Raw genomic sequence first — 14,058 nt, forward strand, 5'->3', positions numbered from 1 at the left:
CTCACTCCCCCACCGAAGACGCGGCCGCCACGGGCACCGCGCGCGCGAACCCGCCGTCCACCATCAGATTGGCGACCGTCTCCAACTCCGGCGGATCGCCGGCCAGTCTCGACAGGAAGACGTCGAAGTCCTCACCGCAGGGCAGCAACAGCCGCTCCATGCGCTCGGCCGGCGACCACGCCGGATCCACGTCACGGACGTCGTCGTACGAGCAGAACCAGACCGATCCCGCCCGCTCGCCCCGCACCTTCACGGCGAGCAGTCCGCCCTGCACGAAAGCGACGCCCAGATAGTCCTTCGTCAGATGGTCACGCAGGCACTTGTTGACGTACACGAGGTCGTTGACCGCCGCCTCGTCGCGCACCGTGAAGAACGGCTGGTCCACCAGCAGGCCCAGCTCCGCGTCCAGGGCCGCGCCCACCGGGGCACAACCACCGGCGGCCTTCACGAACGACCGGTAGGCGCCCGGCAGCCGGTACCCGAGGTCCTCCTCGACGCCCTGCACCTGCTGCTCCGTCACGGCGACGCCCGACTTCGGCAGCCCGAAGTGCGCCGGACGCGTCTCCTGAAGCGGCCGCGTGCCCCGTTTCGCGTGGTCCACCACCGCCGACGACACCCCGCCGTGATGCCGCAGGAGCGCCTTCACCTCGACCGGGACCAGCTCGAGCCGCCGTGAACCCACGACGTGGTGCCAGGTCCAGCCGTGCGGCGTCGCCACGCTGGGGACCGTGTCCCACAGCTCGTGGCCGGACGCCGCCAGCACCGCGTTCGCCGACACGTAGTCCGTCAGCCGCAGTTCGTCCACGCCGAAGCCCTCCGGCGGTTCCGCGATCTCCGCGGCCGCCCGCGCATAGGGCGAGAAGTCGGGGTAGCCCCGCTCGTCCATCCGCACGCCCCTCGGGTGCCGTGCCGCCCGGACCGGGTCCGGGAAATGCACGACCTGCCCGGCGTAGGCCGCGTTCGGCGGCGCGGCTTGCTGCCCGAGCCGACCTGTCGTCATGGCGGTTGCCCCCTGCGGCACTCTGTACGGCCCGCAGCGGCCGGTTCCGCTTCCGGATCCACCCACCACGCCCCGTATCGACTGTCTCCAACAATCTCCAACGCGCGTCAACCGCGCGCCGACGGTGCCGACAGCCTATGCGGTACGACGACAGCGGTCACCGGCCCTCCGCTTCCGTGACCAGCCGTCACCCCGCCGTGACAGCCAGCCCAAACCCGGGCGTGTCGAACCGCCCCAGCTTCCGCACCCGCCACGCCATTTGGCACTCTGTGACCTCCGGGGGATGCACGGGAGGGGAAAACGATCATGAACGCGACGCAGACGGGGTCACACACCGGCAGGTCGGACGACCTGTACTCCGCCCACACGGCCGCCCACACCACCGGCCACGGCGCCGGCCCGAACGGCGACCCGCGCACCGGCCCGTCCGGCGACCCCCGCATCGGCTGGTCGGCCACCGAGACCCCGCACGCGCCCGTGCTCCGCCACCGCCGGGACGGCATACTCCCCACCGTCGCCGCCGCCCTCTCCGTCCGCGGCGCCACCCTCACCAGCACGGCCGCCCGCGCCGACCAGCCGCCGCCCCTGCACCCCCTGGTCCAGGACTTCCTCGACACCCTCACCAGCACCCAGCGCGACCGCTTCACCGGCCGCTGCGCCGAGGCGCTGCTCATCTCACGGCACATCAGCGCCGCCGACGCCGCCCGCAGCAGACGCGCCGCCCGCCGCCCCATGACCAACGGCGAAGCCCGCAAGACACTCAGACAGGCCAAGCTCACCACCCGCCGCATCCGCGAGGACGGCGACCCGCTGCACGGCAGCTTCGCCGCCCCCTGCCGCGCCTGCACCGCGCTCAGCGCCCACTTCGGAGTACGCATCGTCGACCCGTCGGCCACCGGAGACTGAGCCGCACCCCGACGGCCGCACGCACCCGACGACCGCACGCCGACGACAGCACCCCGACCCGCCGCACCCGACCCGCCGCCTCCCGCACGGGACGACACCACGGCCCCACCGGGCCACGCACCACCAGCTCGACGAACGAAGGGCCGATGCACCCCGACCGCACCTCCACCACACGCTTCCCCGTCCCCGTCGACGCCGCGCTGCGCGCCGCCGGCTGGCAACCCGGACGCTGGGACATCAAGCAGGCCGAGATCTGGGCCGACACCCTGCGCGAACACACCTCGCCCGCCGGCCACCGGCACGCCGTCTTCCCCGCCGCCGTCGAGGCCTGGGCCGAATTCGGCGGCCTGACCGTCACCCCCGTCGGCCCCGGCCGGCAGGTGGCGCCCACCACCGTCCACTTCGACCCGCTGCACGGCCTCCACCTCGCCCGCACCCTCGCCGACCTCGGGCGGGCCCTGGACACCGACGTCGCGCCCCTCGGCACCGAGACCGACACCCAGGGCATCCTCGCCATCGACGCCGAAGGCCGCGTCTACGCCCTCGACCACACCGGCGACTGGTACCTCGGCCCCGACATCGACCAGGCCCTCGGCGCCCTCACCGCCGGCATCGAACCCGTCCGCCTCACCGCCGGCTGACCGGCCGGCCCGCGCGCCGCGCGGCTACGCGGCCGGAATCACCGCCGACACCCGGAAACCCCCCGCCTCCGTCGGCCCCGAGACGAACACCCCGCCCAGCGCCATCACCCGCTCCTTCATCCCCACCAGCCCGTTGCCCCCCGACGGGAACCCCGCCGACAACGCCGACACCTCCGGCGGCGGACCGTTCTCCACCTGCATCGCGATCTCCCCCTCGCGATGCGCCAGGCGCACATGCGTCTTGGCGCCCGCCGCGTGCTTGTGGACGTTCGTCAGCGCCTCCTGCACCACCCGGTACGCCGTCTGCTCCACCTCCGCCGCGTACGCCCGCACCTCCCCCTCCACCAGCAGTTCCACGACCATCCCCGCGGCCGCCGACTGCCCCACCAACTCGTCGAGCTCCGACAGACACGGCCCCTCGCCCTCCTCCACCACCACCGCGGCGGTCACCCCCACCGCCACCACCGGCACCGACGCCGTCCGCTCCGCCGGACCACCGCTGCGCAGCACCCCGAGCATCTCCCGCAGCTCGGTCAACGCCTGGCGCCCCATGTCACCCACCAGGGCCGCGTTCCGCACCGCCTTCTCGGGGTCCTTGCGCGCCACCGCCTGGAGCGCCGCGGCATGGACGACCATCAGGCTCACCCGGTGCGCGACCACGTCGTGCATCTCCCGCGCGATCCGGGTCCGTTCCTCGCCGCGCGCCCACTCCGCCCGTTCCTCGGCGCGCTCGGCGAGCAGTTGGAGCTCCCGTTCGAGGCTGTCGGCCCGCTCCCGCAGGCTCTCCATGAGCCGCCGCCGGGCGCCGACGTACAGCCCGAGCAGCAGCGGCGGGGCGGTGAGCCCCAGCGAGGTGGTGATGGCGGCGAACGGGATGAACCAGTCGCCGATGGTCAGCCGGCCCTGGTCCATGCTCTGCCGCACCCGCACGAACGTCACGATCAGCGTCCCCACCAGCTGCATCCCGGCGAGCGAGGCGATGATCCGCCGGGGCAGCTCGGAGGCGGCGAGCGTGTACAGCCCCACGATGCCCATCAGGTAGCCCATCTGGGCCGGGGTGATCGCGATCGACACCAGCACCACCGCGATGGGCCACTTCCGCCGCACCACCAGGACCGACCCGGCGAGCAGTCCGAACACCACCCCCACCGCCGACGGGATCCCCGCGTCCCGCGCGAACGGGATCCCCTCCACCGCGCACTCCGCGGCGGACGCGAGCCCCAGGCTCCAGTCGAACGCCGCACTCCGCCATCTGGTCCACCACCACGGCCCTCCCCGGGCCGCGGTGTCCTCTTCCCCCGTCGTGGTCATGCCTCCAGCCTACGGGCGCACCCCCCGGCTTTTCCGGCGACTTTCCCCGACCGGTCCACACCACTCCCCGTAACCGAACAGCATCGAAACCCACCGGTATCCCTCGAACTGCCGAAGCACGCCCGTTCGAACCCGGAACCGGCCATTCCGGCGCGGGTCCCGCCGTGCCGGACCGCCGCTCACCACCCCCGCCGAGGACCGCCCCGCCCGCCCTCGGGTGATCATGGTCCGGAGCACCGGCCTACACCGTCGCGTCGAGGGCCGGTGGTGCGGCATAGTAGGAGGCGCCACACGACAGCCGGACCAAATGTCCGGTTAAGTCAACCCTGTTCCCCTGTGGTGTAATTGGCAGCACTGTGGCTTTTGGTGCCATATGTCCGGGTTCGAGTCCTGGCGGGGGAGCCATACCAGATCCGGGCCCTGACAGCACTGTCAGGGCCCGCTCTCATGTCGTCAAAGAAACGCCCCGGTATCCTTCGGATGTCCCACCCCACTCCACAGCCGAAGGGCAACTTCCGTGAGCGCCATTCGCCCGGCAGCCGTCGTCGTTCTCGCAGCGGGTGAGGGCACCCGTATGAAGTCCGCCATACCGAAGGTCCTGCACGAGATCAGCGGCCGCTCCCTCGTGGGCCATGTGCTGGCCGCGGCCCGTGAGCTGGACCCCGAGAACCTGGTCGTCGTGGTCGGACACGCACGGGAGAAGGTCACGGCACATCTCGCCGAGGTCGACGCCGGCGTCCGCACCGCCGTGCAGGAGGAGCAGAACGGCACCGGGCACGCCGTCCGGATGGGGCTCGAGCAGCTCGGCGGCGGCGTCGACGGCACGGTGGTCGTCGTCTGCGGCGACACTCCGCTGCTCACCGGCGCGACCCTCGCGGCGCTCGCCGCCACCCACCACGCGGACGGCAACGCGGTCACCGTCCTCACCGCCGAGGTGCCGGACGCGACCGGCTACGGGCGCATCGTCCGCGACGCCGCCTCCGGCGCCGTCACCGCGATCGTAGAGCACAAGGACGCGGACGACGCGGTGCGCGCGATCCGTGAGATCAACTCCGGGGTCTTCGCGTTCGACGGGCCGCTGCTGGCCGACGCGCTGAAGAAGGTCCGCACGGACAACAGCCAGGGCGAGGAGTACCTGACCGACGTCCTCGGGATCCTCCGGGAGGCCGGTCACCGGGTCGGCGCGTCCGTCGCCGCCGACCACCGCGAGATCGCCGGCATCAACAACCGGGTCCAGCTGAGCGAGGCCCGCCGCACCCTCAACGACCGGCTGCTGACCGCCGCGATGCTGTCCGGCGTGACCGTGGTCGACCCGGCGACCACCTGGGTCGACGTCACCGTCACCTTCGAGCAGGACGCCGTCGTCCACCCCGGTACGCAGCTGCACGGCAGCACGCACATCGGCGAGGGCGCCCAGGTCGGCCCCAACTGCCGGCTGAAGGACACCGAGGTCGGCGCGGGCGCCCGGGTCGACAACACCGTGTCCGACAGCGCCCGCATCGGTCCGGGCGCGTCCGTGGGACCGTTCGCCTACCTCCGTCCCGGCACCCGCCTCGGGGCGAAGGGCAAGATCGGCACCTACGTCGAGACCAAGAACGCCTCCATCGGCGAGGGGACGAAGATCCCCCACCTCTCCTACGTCGGTGACGCGACGATCGGTGAGTACTCCAACATCGGCGCGGCGAGCGTGTTCGTGAACTACGACGGACAGGACAAACACCACACCACCGTCGGGTCGCATTGCCGTACGGGTTCGGACAACATGTTTGTGGCTCCTGTCACGGTCGGGGACGGCGCGTACACCGCCGCCGGGTCCGTGATCACGAAGGACGTGCCGCCCGGCTCGCTGGCCGTGGCCCGTGGCCAGCAGCGGAATATCGAGGGTTGGGTGGCCCGCAAGCGTCCGGGCAGCGCCGCGGCGAAGGCGGCCGAGACGGCCTCCCGCCAGGCCCAGAGCGAAAGCTGACCGGAAACGGGCGCGTCGGACACGGCGTACCGTGATAAGTGCACACCCGCACCCCACCAGCTGAGACGGCCCCGTCGCGCCCAGCGGCGAGGTTTCTCGACACCCAGCTGAGACACCTCTGAGGAGACAGTGCTGTGACCGGGATCAAGACGACCGGCGAGAAGAAGATGATGTTCTTCTCCGGCCGCGCCCACCCCGAGCTTGCCGAGGAGGTCGCCCACCAGCTGGGTGTCGGGGTCGTCCCGACGAAGGCCTTCGATTTCGCCAATGGTGAGATCTACGTCCGCTACCAGGAGTCGGCGCGAGGTGCGGACTGCTTCCTGATCCAGAGCCACACGGCTCCGATCAACAAGTGGATCATGGAGCAGCTGATCATGATCGACGCGCTGAAGCGCGCGTCGGCACGGTCGATCACCGTCATCGTGCCGTTCTACGGCTACGCCCGGCAGGACAAGAAGCACCGCGGCCGGGAGCCGATCTCGGCCCGTCTGATCGCGGACATGATGAAGACGGCGGGCGCGCACCGGATCCTGACCGTGGACCTCCACACGGACCAGATCCAGGGCTTCTTCGACGGCCCGGTGGACCACCTCTTCGCGCTGCCGCTGCTCGCCGACTACGTCGGCAGCAAGGTGGACCGCGAGAAGCTGACGGTCGTGTCCCCGGACGCCGGCCGCGTGCGGGTCGCGGACCGCTGGTGCGACCGGCTGGGCGCGCCGCTGGCGATCGTGCACAAGCGGCGCGACAAGGACGTGGCGAACCAGGTCACCGTCCACGAGGTCGTGGGCGAGGTCAAGGGCCGGGTCTGCGTCCTGGTCGACGACATGATCGACACCGGTGGCACGATCTGCGCCGCCGCGGACGCCCTGTTCGCGCACGGCGCGGAGGACGTCATCGTGACGGCGACGCACGGTGTGCTGTCGGGTCCGGCGGCCGACCGCCTCAAGAACTCGAAGGTCAGCGAGTTCATCTTCACCAACACCCTGCCCACCCCGGGTGAGCTCGAGGTGGACAAGATCACCGTGCTGTCGATCGCGCCGACGATCGCGAACGCGGTGCGCGAGGTGTTCGAGGACGGTTCGGTGACGAGCCTCTTCGACGAGCAGTGACGGTCCTCGTCTAGATCGATTTCCTGTACGGCCTTCCCGCTGCGTAAACTGCCACAGTTGCTCGGCGAGGGAGGCCGTACACGTGTGTGTACGGCGGTCCGTTATCGACGCGCTCTTCGTAGCAGGCCGATGGTTTGGCCGGGTGACCACCTTTCCCCCTTTCTACGAGGAGTGAACATGGCCGAGGTCAAGCTCGCAGCCGAGACCCGCACCGAGTTCGGCAAGGGCGCCGCCCGCCGTATCCGCCGTGACAGCAAGGTTCCCGCCGTGGTCTACGGCCACGGTGCCGACCCCGTGCACATCACGCTGCCGGGCCACGAGCTCCAGCTCGCCCTGCGTACGCCGAACGTCCTGCTCAGCCTGGAGATCGACGGCAAGACCCAGCTGGCGATCCCGAAGGCCGTGCAGCGTGACGCGATCAAGGGCTTCCTGGACCACGTCGACCTGCTCCTCGTCAAGCGTGGCGAGAAGGTCAACGTCGAGGTCTTCGTCCACACCGAGGGCGACCTGGCCCCGGGTGCCTACCTGCTCGAGCATGTGCTCAGCACGCTGAACGTCGAGGCCGAGGCCACGCACATCCCCGAGTCGGTCACCGTCTCCATCGAGGGCCTGGAGGCCGGCGCCTCCATCCTCGCCAAGGACATCCCGCTCCCCAAGGGCACCACGCTGGCCACCGACGAGGACGCGGTCGTCCTCCAGGTGCTGGCCGCCCAGGCGGAGGAGGCCCCGGCGGAGTCCGCCGAGGCCGAGGCCACCGAGGCCTGATTTCCCGGTACCTGATTTCCCGGTACCTCATCCCGTCGGCCGCCGCTTCCTTCCGGGAGCGGCGGCCTGCGCGTATCAAGGAGACATGGACGTGACGACCGACGCCAATGCCCCCTGGCTGATCGTGGGTCTCGGCAATCCCGGCCCCGAGTACGCCATGAACCGGCACAACGTCGGTTTCATGGTGGCCGATCTGCTGGCCGAGCGGATCGGGGGGAGGTTCAAGCGGGCGGGCAAGGCGCAGGCCCAGGTCGTCGAGGGGCGGCTGGGTCCGCCGGGTACGGGGAGCCGGCGGGTGGTGCTGGCGAAGCCGATGTCGTTCATGAACGTGTCGGGCGGCCCGGTGAACGCGTTGCGGGACTTCTACAAGGTGCCGGTGGCGAACATCGTCGCCGTGCACGACGAACTGGACATCGACTACGGCGTGCTGCGGCTGAAGCTCGGCGGCGGGGACAACGGGCACAACGGTCTGAAGTCGATGACGAAGGTGATGGGCCCGGACTACCACCGGGTGCGGTTCGGCATCGGGCGGCCGCCGGGGCGGATGCAGGTGGCGGACTTCGTGCTGAAGGACTTCTCCTCGGCCGAGCGCAAGGAGCTGGACTACTTCGTGGACCGTGCGGCGGACGCGGCCGAGGCGCTGGTGCTGGAGGGGCTGGAGCGGGCGCAAAGCACGTACAACTCCTGACTTGTCGCCCCCGCAGGTTGACGGTTCGTTCAGGCATGGCCAATGATCCCGGCCATGCCTGCCACAGCAGCCTCGTCCCACCGCCGCCCGGGTCACTCCCGCAGGAGCTCGGCCAAGAGCTCGGCCAGAGGCACGGCCCCGGCCAAGGGCACCGAGCCCGGCGCCGCCACCGGCTCCGGCAAGGGATCGGATTCGGCCAAGAGCACGGGCAAGGGCACGGCCAAGAGCACGGGCAAGAGCGCGGGGAAAGGCTCCGCCAGGGGTGCGGCCAAGAGCTCGGCCCGGGGTTCCGCCTCCGAGACCGCGCTGCGGCTCGGGCGGCTCATGGCGATGGGCGCGGTCGCCGTGCTGATCCTGCTCGCCGGGGTGTGGGGTTCCTGGGGGTCCGCGCAGCACGTGATGCTGACGAAGGGCCGGGAGCAGGGCACGGTCGAGGTGACGCGGTGCGGTGAGGACACCTGCGCGGGGCCGTACACGCCGCTGTCCGCCGGGTCGACGGCACGCGCGCGCGTGGAGATCGAGAAGTCGGTGGCGGTGCGCAGGGGCGGCGTCTACACCGTCGTGATCAAGCCGAACAGCGACGAGGTGATCCGGTCCGGTCCGGCCGGGATCCTGTACGCGTGGGTGCCGCTGGGCGGCGCGCTGCTGCTGGCCTCCGTGGTGGTCGCGGGCGGTCTGGGGCGGGTGCGCGTGGGCTGGGCGCTGGCGGGGTCGGGCGTCGCGTTGCTGACGGCGGCGTTCCTCACGGTGTGACCGGACCGCCGGCCGGTGAGCGGGTGGGTTCGTGACAGGAGGGAGCCCCCGGATCCGTACGGATCCGGGGGCTCCCTCCTGTCGGGTGAGCGGGGGTCAGCCGGTGTTGCGCAGACCCGCGGCGACGCCGTTGACCGTGAGGAGCAGGGCGCGGGCGAGGAGCGGGTCGGGCTCGGCACCCGCGGCCACGGCGTCACGCTGCCGCTTGAGCAGGGTGACCTGGAGGTAGGAGATCGGGTCGAGGTAGGCGTCGCGGATGCTGAAGGTCTGCTTGAGCACGGGGGTGGCGTCCAGCAGTTCCGATTCGCCGGTGATCCTCAGCACCTCGGCGACGGTGAGCTCGTGCTCGGCCTTGATCCGGTCGAAGACGTGCTTGAGGTCGTCGGGGACGAGGGTGTCGACGTAGTGCTGGGCGATGCGCAGGTCGGTCTTCGCCAGGGTCATCTCGACGTTGGAGATGAAGTTCTGGAAGAAGTGCCACTGATCGCGCATCTCGTCCAGGACGGTGTCCAGGCCCGCCTCGCGCAGCGCCTTGAGGCCGGAGCCGACGCCGAACCAGCCGGGGACGATCTGGCGGGACTGGGTCCAGCCGAAGACCCACGGGATGGCGCGCAGGCCGTCGAGCGAGACGCCGGAGCCGGGGCGGCGGGAGGGCCGGGAGCCCAGGTGCAGGTCGGCGAGCTGGTCCACCGGCGTCGACGCGAGGAAGTACGTCGGCAGGTCCGGGTCCTCGACGAGGGCGCGGTAGGCGGCGTGGGCGGCGTCGGAGACGACGTCCATGGCGGCGTCCCAGCGGGCGAGGGCCTCGTCGGACTGGCGGGGGGCGGTGTGCAGGGCGGAAGCCTGAAGGGTGGCCGCGACCGTCAGTTCCAGGTTCTCCCTGGCCAGGGAGGGGATGAGGTACTTGTCGGAGATGACCTCACCCTGTTCGGTGACCTTGATCTCGCCCTCCAGGGTGCCCCAGGGCTGGGCGAGGATGGCGTTGTGGGAGGGGCCGCCGCCGCGGCCCACGGTGCCGCCGCGGCCGTGGAAGAGCCTCAGCCGGACGCCGTAGCGGTGGGCGACGTCGCGCAGCCGGCGCTGGGCGCGGTGGATCTCCCACTGGCTGGTGGTGATGCCGCCGAACTTGGAGGAGTCCGAGTAGCCGAGCATGACCTCCTGGACGTCTCCGCGCAGCGCGACCAGGCGCCGGTAGGAGGGGTCGGAGAGCATGTCCTCGAGGATGGTGTCGGCGGCCTTCAGCTCGTCCGTGGTCTCCAGGAGCGGCACGATGCCGATCTTCGCCCAGCCGGCGTGCAGGTCGAGAAGGCCGGCCTCGCGGGCCAGCACCGCCGCCGCGAACACGTCGTCGGCGCCCTGGCACATGGAGATGATGTACGACTCGATGACCTCGGGTCCGAAGACGGCGAGGGCCCGCTTGACCGTCTGGAAGACACCGAGGGTCTTCTCGCCCGCGGCGTCGACGGGGGCCGGGGTGGGCCCGAGCGGCCGGCGGGAGCGCAGCTCCTTGGCGAGGAGCTTCGTGCGGTACTCGCGGGGCATGTCGGCGTAGCGCCAGGACTCCTCGCCGAGGCGGTCGAAGAGCTGGCCGAGGGCGTGGTGGTGGGCGTCGGCGTGTTCGCGGACGTCCATGGTGGCGAGCTGGAGGCCGAACGCGGCGAGGGTGCGGATGGTGCGGTTCATCCGGCCGTCGGCGAACAGGCCGCCGCGGTGTTCGCGCAGGGAGCTCTGGATGAGGGTGAGGTCGGCGAGGAGCTCGCCGGTGCCGAGGTAGTCGCGCCCGGCCTCGTGGGGAATGCCCTTGGCGAGGCGCAGCTTGGTGTTCTCGAGCTTCTGCCGGATGCAGGTGGCCTTGAGGCGGTAGGGCTCCTCGGCGTTGAGGCGCTTGTAGCGGGGGCTGATCTCGGGCAGTCGCTCGAGATCGCCCTTCAGCGACTCCAGGAGTTCCTCGGTGGCTCCGGTGTAGCGGATGGAGTTGGAGAGGAAGCCGCGGAGTTCGTCGATCATCTCCAGGGCGTCGTTGATGCCGTGCTCGTGCTGGAGGATGAGGATGTCCCAGGTCACCTGGGGGGTGACGTTGGGGTTGCCGTCGCGGTCGCCGCCGATCCAGGTGCCGAAGGTGAGCGGGCGGGTGTTCTCGGGGAGCCTGACGCCGACCCGCTCCAGTTCGGCGGTGAGGTCCTCCAGGACGTCGCCGACGGCGCCCGCGTGGAGTTCGTCGAGGTAGTAGATGGCGTTGCGGGCCTCGTCGGCGGGCTCGGGACGTACGACCCGCAGCTCGTCGGTCTGCCAGACGAGGTCGATGTTCTCGGCCAGGCGGGTGTCGTAGCGGCGGCGGTCCGCCTCGATGACGGGGGTCTCGAGGAGCGCGGCGATGCGCCGGAGCTTGTTGAGCACCGACCGGCGCGCGGCCTCGGTGGGGTGCGCCGTGAACACGGGGCGGACGTTGAGGTGGCGGACCGTCTGCTGGACGTGCTCGGGATCGACGTCCTTGAGGCGGTCGGCGGTGCGGGCGAGGAGGCCGCCCTCGGCGGCGCGGCGCTCGCGCAGTTCGCGGCCTCGGTGGACCTGCTCGGTGACGTTGGCGAGGTGGAAATAGGTGGAGAAGGCGCGGACCAGCTTGGCCGCGGTCTCCAGTTCGATGCCACGCAGCAGTTCGGCGGCTGCCTCGCCGTCCTCGCGGGTGAGGCGGCGGACCTTCTCGACCAGGTCGAGGAGCTCCGGGCCCTCCTGCCGGACGAGGGTCTCGCCGAGCAGGTCACCCAGTCGGCGGATGTCGGCGCGCAGCTCGGTGCTGGTCGTTTCGGTGGCCTGGCCAAGGTCGTCGGCACTGCTCACAGGTGCGGCTCCTTGCAGTGTTGAAGCTCGTCCGGGAGGGAACCCGTACTCCGGCCCCGCGGCAGGCGCCGCATAGGGGCCGGACATCCGGGAAGAAAACAGAGCGGACCGCGCTGTCCGACTGTCTCCAAGGATAGGTGTCCCTGGAGACGCGCAGGTTGGCGGGCTCTTGCCGCCGGCCGAGGCACTGCCATACTTACGATGCCGTAGGTTACGGAACCGTAGGGAGCGTGGCACCGGTTCGCCACGTGACTCGCACGGTGAGCGCAACGACGGCACCTCCCTCCACCCAAGACCCCCCAGGGGACGCGCATGACCACAGGCAGCTCCAACGTGATCGATGACCCTTCGAAAGCGCCCGACGGTCCTCCCACGCCCTCGGCCACCCTCGGTGGCGAGCAGAAGCGTTCGATCGAGCAGATCATGCTGCTGATCTTCATCGTCGTCCCGTTCCTGGCGGTGCTGGCGGCGGTGCCGCTGGCCTGGGGTTGGGGCGTGAGCTGGCTGGACCTCGGCCTGCTGGTCTTCATGTACTTCCTCGGTTGCCACGGCATCACCATCGGTTTCCACCGCTACTTCACGCACGGGTCGTTCAAGGCGAAGCGGCCGCTCAGGATCGCGCTGGCGGTCATGGGCTCGATGGCGGTGGAGGGGCCGCTGGTGCGCTGGGTGGCGGACCACCGCAAGCACCACAAGTTCTCCGACGCCGAGGGCGACCCGCATTCGCCGTGGCGCTTCGGCGAGACGCTCCCGGCTCTGGTCAAGGGCCTGTGGTGGGCCCACATCGCATGGATGTTCGACGAGGAGCAGACCTCGCAGGAGAAGTACGCGCCGGACCTGATCAAGGACCCGGCGATCCGCGCGATCTCCCGGCAGTTCGTCTACTGGACGATCCTGTCGCTGGCGCTGCCGCCGCTGGTGGGCGGTCTGGTGACGATGTCCTGGTGGGGCGCGTTCACGGCGTTCTTCTGGGGCTCGCTGGTGCGGGTGGCGATGCTGCACCACGTGACCTGGTCGATCAACTCGATCTGCCACGCGGTGGGCAAGCGCCCGTTCAAGTCCCGGGACCGCTCCGGCAACGTGTGGTGGCTGGCGATCCTGTCCTGCGGCGAGTCCTGGCACAACCTGCACCACGCGGACCCGACGTCGGCGCGGCACGGCGTGATGCGGGGGCAGCTGGACTCCTCGGCGCGGTTCATCCGGTGGTTCGAGATGCTCGGGTGGGCGTACGACGTGCGCTGGCCGTCACGCTCGCGTATCGATTCGCGCCGCAATACCGCTGGGGACGGCTCCCGACGGGGGGAGGCCACCGCCGAGGCGGCATGATTGACGGCGTGGCGACCGATCCCAGCAGTACCCCCAGTAACGAAGCGAAGCCGCGGCGCGCCCGGCGCACCCGTATGACGGGTGCGGAGAGGCGCCAGCAGCTGCTCGAGATCGGTCGCACCCTGTTCGCGGCGAAGGGTTTCGAGGGCACCTCGGTGGAGGAGATCGCGGCGAAGGCCGGGGTATCCAAGCCGGTGGTGTACGAGCACTTCGGCGGCAAGGAGGGGCTCTACGCGGTCGTGGTGGACCGGGAGATGCGCCGGCTGCTGGACATGGTCACGTCGTCACTGACCGCGGGTCACCCGCGTGAGCTGCTGGAACAGGCGGCGTTCGCGCTCCTCGACTACATCGAGGAGTACACGGACGGCTTCCGGATCCTGGTCCGGGACTCCCCCATCCCGCAGTCGACCGGGTCGTTCGCGTCCCTGATCTCCGACATCGCGACCCAGGTGGAGGACATCCTGGGCCGCGAGTTCAAGAGCCGCGGCTTCGACCCGAAACTGGCCCCGCTGTACGCCCAGGCCCTGGTCGGCATGGTCGCCCTGACCGGTCAGTGGTGGCTGGACGTACGCCGTCCGAAGAAGGCGGAGGTGGCGGCCCACCTAGTGAACCTGTCCTGGCACGGGCTGGACGGGCTGGAGGCGAAGCCGCACCTGATAGGACGCCGCAAGGCCTGAGGACGAGGCCTGACGGGCGGCGCAACCAAAGCCTGACGGGCGCCGCGCAGCCGCTACGGACACGGGCGGGGCCCCGAC

At 70.8% G+C, this 14,058-nt stretch carries 12 protein-coding genes and 1 tRNA gene; 10 read left to right on the forward strand and 3 right to left on the reverse strand.

Going from position 1 to position 14,058, the window contains the following annotated elements:
* Position 1: 1 nt before the first annotated feature.
* Positions 2-1,000, reverse strand: coding sequence for an SMI1/KNR4 family protein (locus AOQ37_RS16265; RefSeq protein ID WP_107085215.1), 999 nt, complete (start codon positions 998-1,000; stop codon positions 2-4).
* A gap of 306 nt (positions 1,001-1,306) precedes the next feature.
* Here AOQ37_RS16265 and AOQ37_RS16270 point away from each other — a divergent pair, with 306 nt between their 5' ends.
* Together AOQ37_RS16270 and AOQ37_RS16275 are read left to right on the forward strand one after the other, a co-directional pair.
* Positions 1,307-1,906, forward strand: coding sequence for a YwqJ-related putative deaminase (locus tag AOQ37_RS16270; RefSeq protein ID WP_062645248.1), 600 nt, complete (start codon positions 1,307-1,309; stop codon positions 1,904-1,906).
* Between the two features lie 146 nt (positions 1,907-2,052).
* Positions 2,053-2,547: an SUKH-3 domain-containing protein gene (locus tag AOQ37_RS16275; protein WP_062645249.1), complete on the forward strand. Its 495-nt coding sequence runs from the start codon at positions 2,053-2,055 to the stop codon at positions 2,545-2,547.
* Between the two features lie 24 nt (positions 2,548-2,571).
* Here AOQ37_RS16275 and AOQ37_RS16280 read toward each other — a convergent pair whose 3' ends face one another.
* Entirely contained in the window at positions 2,572-3,858 is a 1,287-nt protein-coding gene (locus AOQ37_RS16280; protein ID WP_062645250.1) for a sensor histidine kinase, read from the reverse strand.
* A 330-nt stretch (positions 3,859-4,188) separates the two neighbouring features.
* Between AOQ37_RS16280 and AOQ37_RS16285 the strand changes: the two genes are divergently transcribed.
* The 6 genes from AOQ37_RS16285 (at position 4,189) to AOQ37_RS16310 (ending at position 9,139) form a co-directional block, all read left to right on the forward strand.
* A tRNA-Gln gene (locus tag AOQ37_RS16285) sits at positions 4,189-4,263 on the forward strand.
* A gap of 112 nt (positions 4,264-4,375) precedes the next feature.
* Positions 4,376-5,824 (forward strand): bifunctional UDP-N-acetylglucosamine diphosphorylase/glucosamine-1-phosphate N-acetyltransferase GlmU, encoded by a 1,449-nt coding sequence (glmU, locus tag AOQ37_RS16290; protein ID WP_078890212.1) that lies wholly within the window; start codon positions 4,376-4,378, stop codon positions 5,822-5,824.
* A gap of 134 nt (positions 5,825-5,958) precedes the next feature.
* A complete protein-coding gene (locus tag AOQ37_RS16295; protein ID WP_062645252.1) occupies positions 5,959-6,933 on the forward strand; it encodes a ribose-phosphate diphosphokinase in 975 nt (324 codons plus the stop codon).
* Positions 6,934-7,110: 177 nt separating this feature from the next.
* A complete protein-coding gene (locus AOQ37_RS16300) occupies positions 7,111-7,698 on the forward strand; it encodes a 50S ribosomal protein L25/general stress protein Ctc (RefSeq protein WP_062645253.1) in 588 nt (195 codons plus the stop codon).
* An 85-nt stretch (positions 7,699-7,783) separates the two neighbouring features.
* Positions 7,784-8,386, forward strand: coding sequence for an aminoacyl-tRNA hydrolase (pth, locus tag AOQ37_RS16305; protein ID WP_062645254.1), 603 nt, complete (start codon positions 7,784-7,786; stop codon positions 8,384-8,386).
* Positions 8,387-8,692: 306 nt separating this feature from the next.
* Positions 8,693-9,139: a hypothetical protein gene (locus AOQ37_RS16310; protein WP_062645575.1), complete on the forward strand. Its 447-nt coding sequence runs from the start codon at positions 8,693-8,695 to the stop codon at positions 9,137-9,139.
* Between the two features lie 96 nt (positions 9,140-9,235).
* Here the strand turns inward: AOQ37_RS16310 and ppc are convergent, their stop codons facing one another.
* Positions 9,236-11,977 (reverse strand): phosphoenolpyruvate carboxylase, encoded by a 2,742-nt coding sequence (gene ppc, locus AOQ37_RS16315; protein WP_062645255.1) that lies wholly within the window; start codon positions 11,975-11,977, stop codon positions 9,236-9,238.
* Between the two features lie 312 nt (positions 11,978-12,289).
* Here ppc and AOQ37_RS16320 point away from each other — a divergent pair, with 312 nt between their 5' ends.
* A complete protein-coding gene (locus AOQ37_RS16320) occupies positions 12,290-13,303 on the forward strand; it encodes an acyl-CoA desaturase (RefSeq protein ID WP_062645256.1) in 1,014 nt (337 codons plus the stop codon).
* Entirely contained in the window at positions 13,300-13,980 is a 681-nt protein-coding gene (locus AOQ37_RS16325; RefSeq protein ID WP_062645257.1) for a TetR/AcrR family transcriptional regulator, read from the forward strand. The genes AOQ37_RS16320 and AOQ37_RS16325 overlap by 4 nt, the downstream gene beginning before the upstream one ends.
* Positions 13,981-14,058: the final 78 nt, after the last annotated feature.

Origin of the sequence: Streptomyces maremycinicus (assembly GCF_001184025.1) — a bacterium.
GTDB classification, from domain to species: domain Bacteria; phylum Actinomycetota; class Actinomycetes; order Streptomycetales; family Streptomycetaceae; genus Streptomyces; species Streptomyces maremycinicus.

Bases quoted from the DNA above. Each gene is read 5' to 3' on its own strand.
- AOQ37_RS16265 (WP_107085215.1), bottom strand. From the start codon at position 1,000: ATGACGACAGGTCGGCTCGGGCAGCAAGCCGCGCCGCCGAACGCGGCC.
- AOQ37_RS16280 (WP_062645250.1), bottom strand. From the start codon at position 3,858: ATGACCACGACGGGGGAAGAGGACACCGCGGCCCGGGGAGGGCCGTGG.
- AOQ37_RS16325 (WP_062645257.1), top strand. From the start codon at position 13,300: ATGATTGACGGCGTGGCGACCGATCCCAGCAGTACCCCCAGTAACGAA.
- AOQ37_RS16320 (WP_062645256.1), top strand. From the start codon at position 12,290: ATGACCACAGGCAGCTCCAACGTGATCGATGACCCTTCGAAAGCGCCC.
- AOQ37_RS16275 (WP_062645249.1), top strand. From the start codon at position 2,053: ATGCACCCCGACCGCACCTCCACCACACGCTTCCCCGTCCCCGTCGAC.
- pth (WP_062645254.1), top strand. From the start codon at position 7,784: ATGGACGTGACGACCGACGCCAATGCCCCCTGGCTGATCGTGGGTCTC.
- AOQ37_RS16300 (WP_062645253.1), top strand. From the start codon at position 7,111: ATGGCCGAGGTCAAGCTCGCAGCCGAGACCCGCACCGAGTTCGGCAAG.
- AOQ37_RS16270 (WP_062645248.1), top strand. From the start codon at position 1,307: ATGAACGCGACGCAGACGGGGTCACACACCGGCAGGTCGGACGACCTG.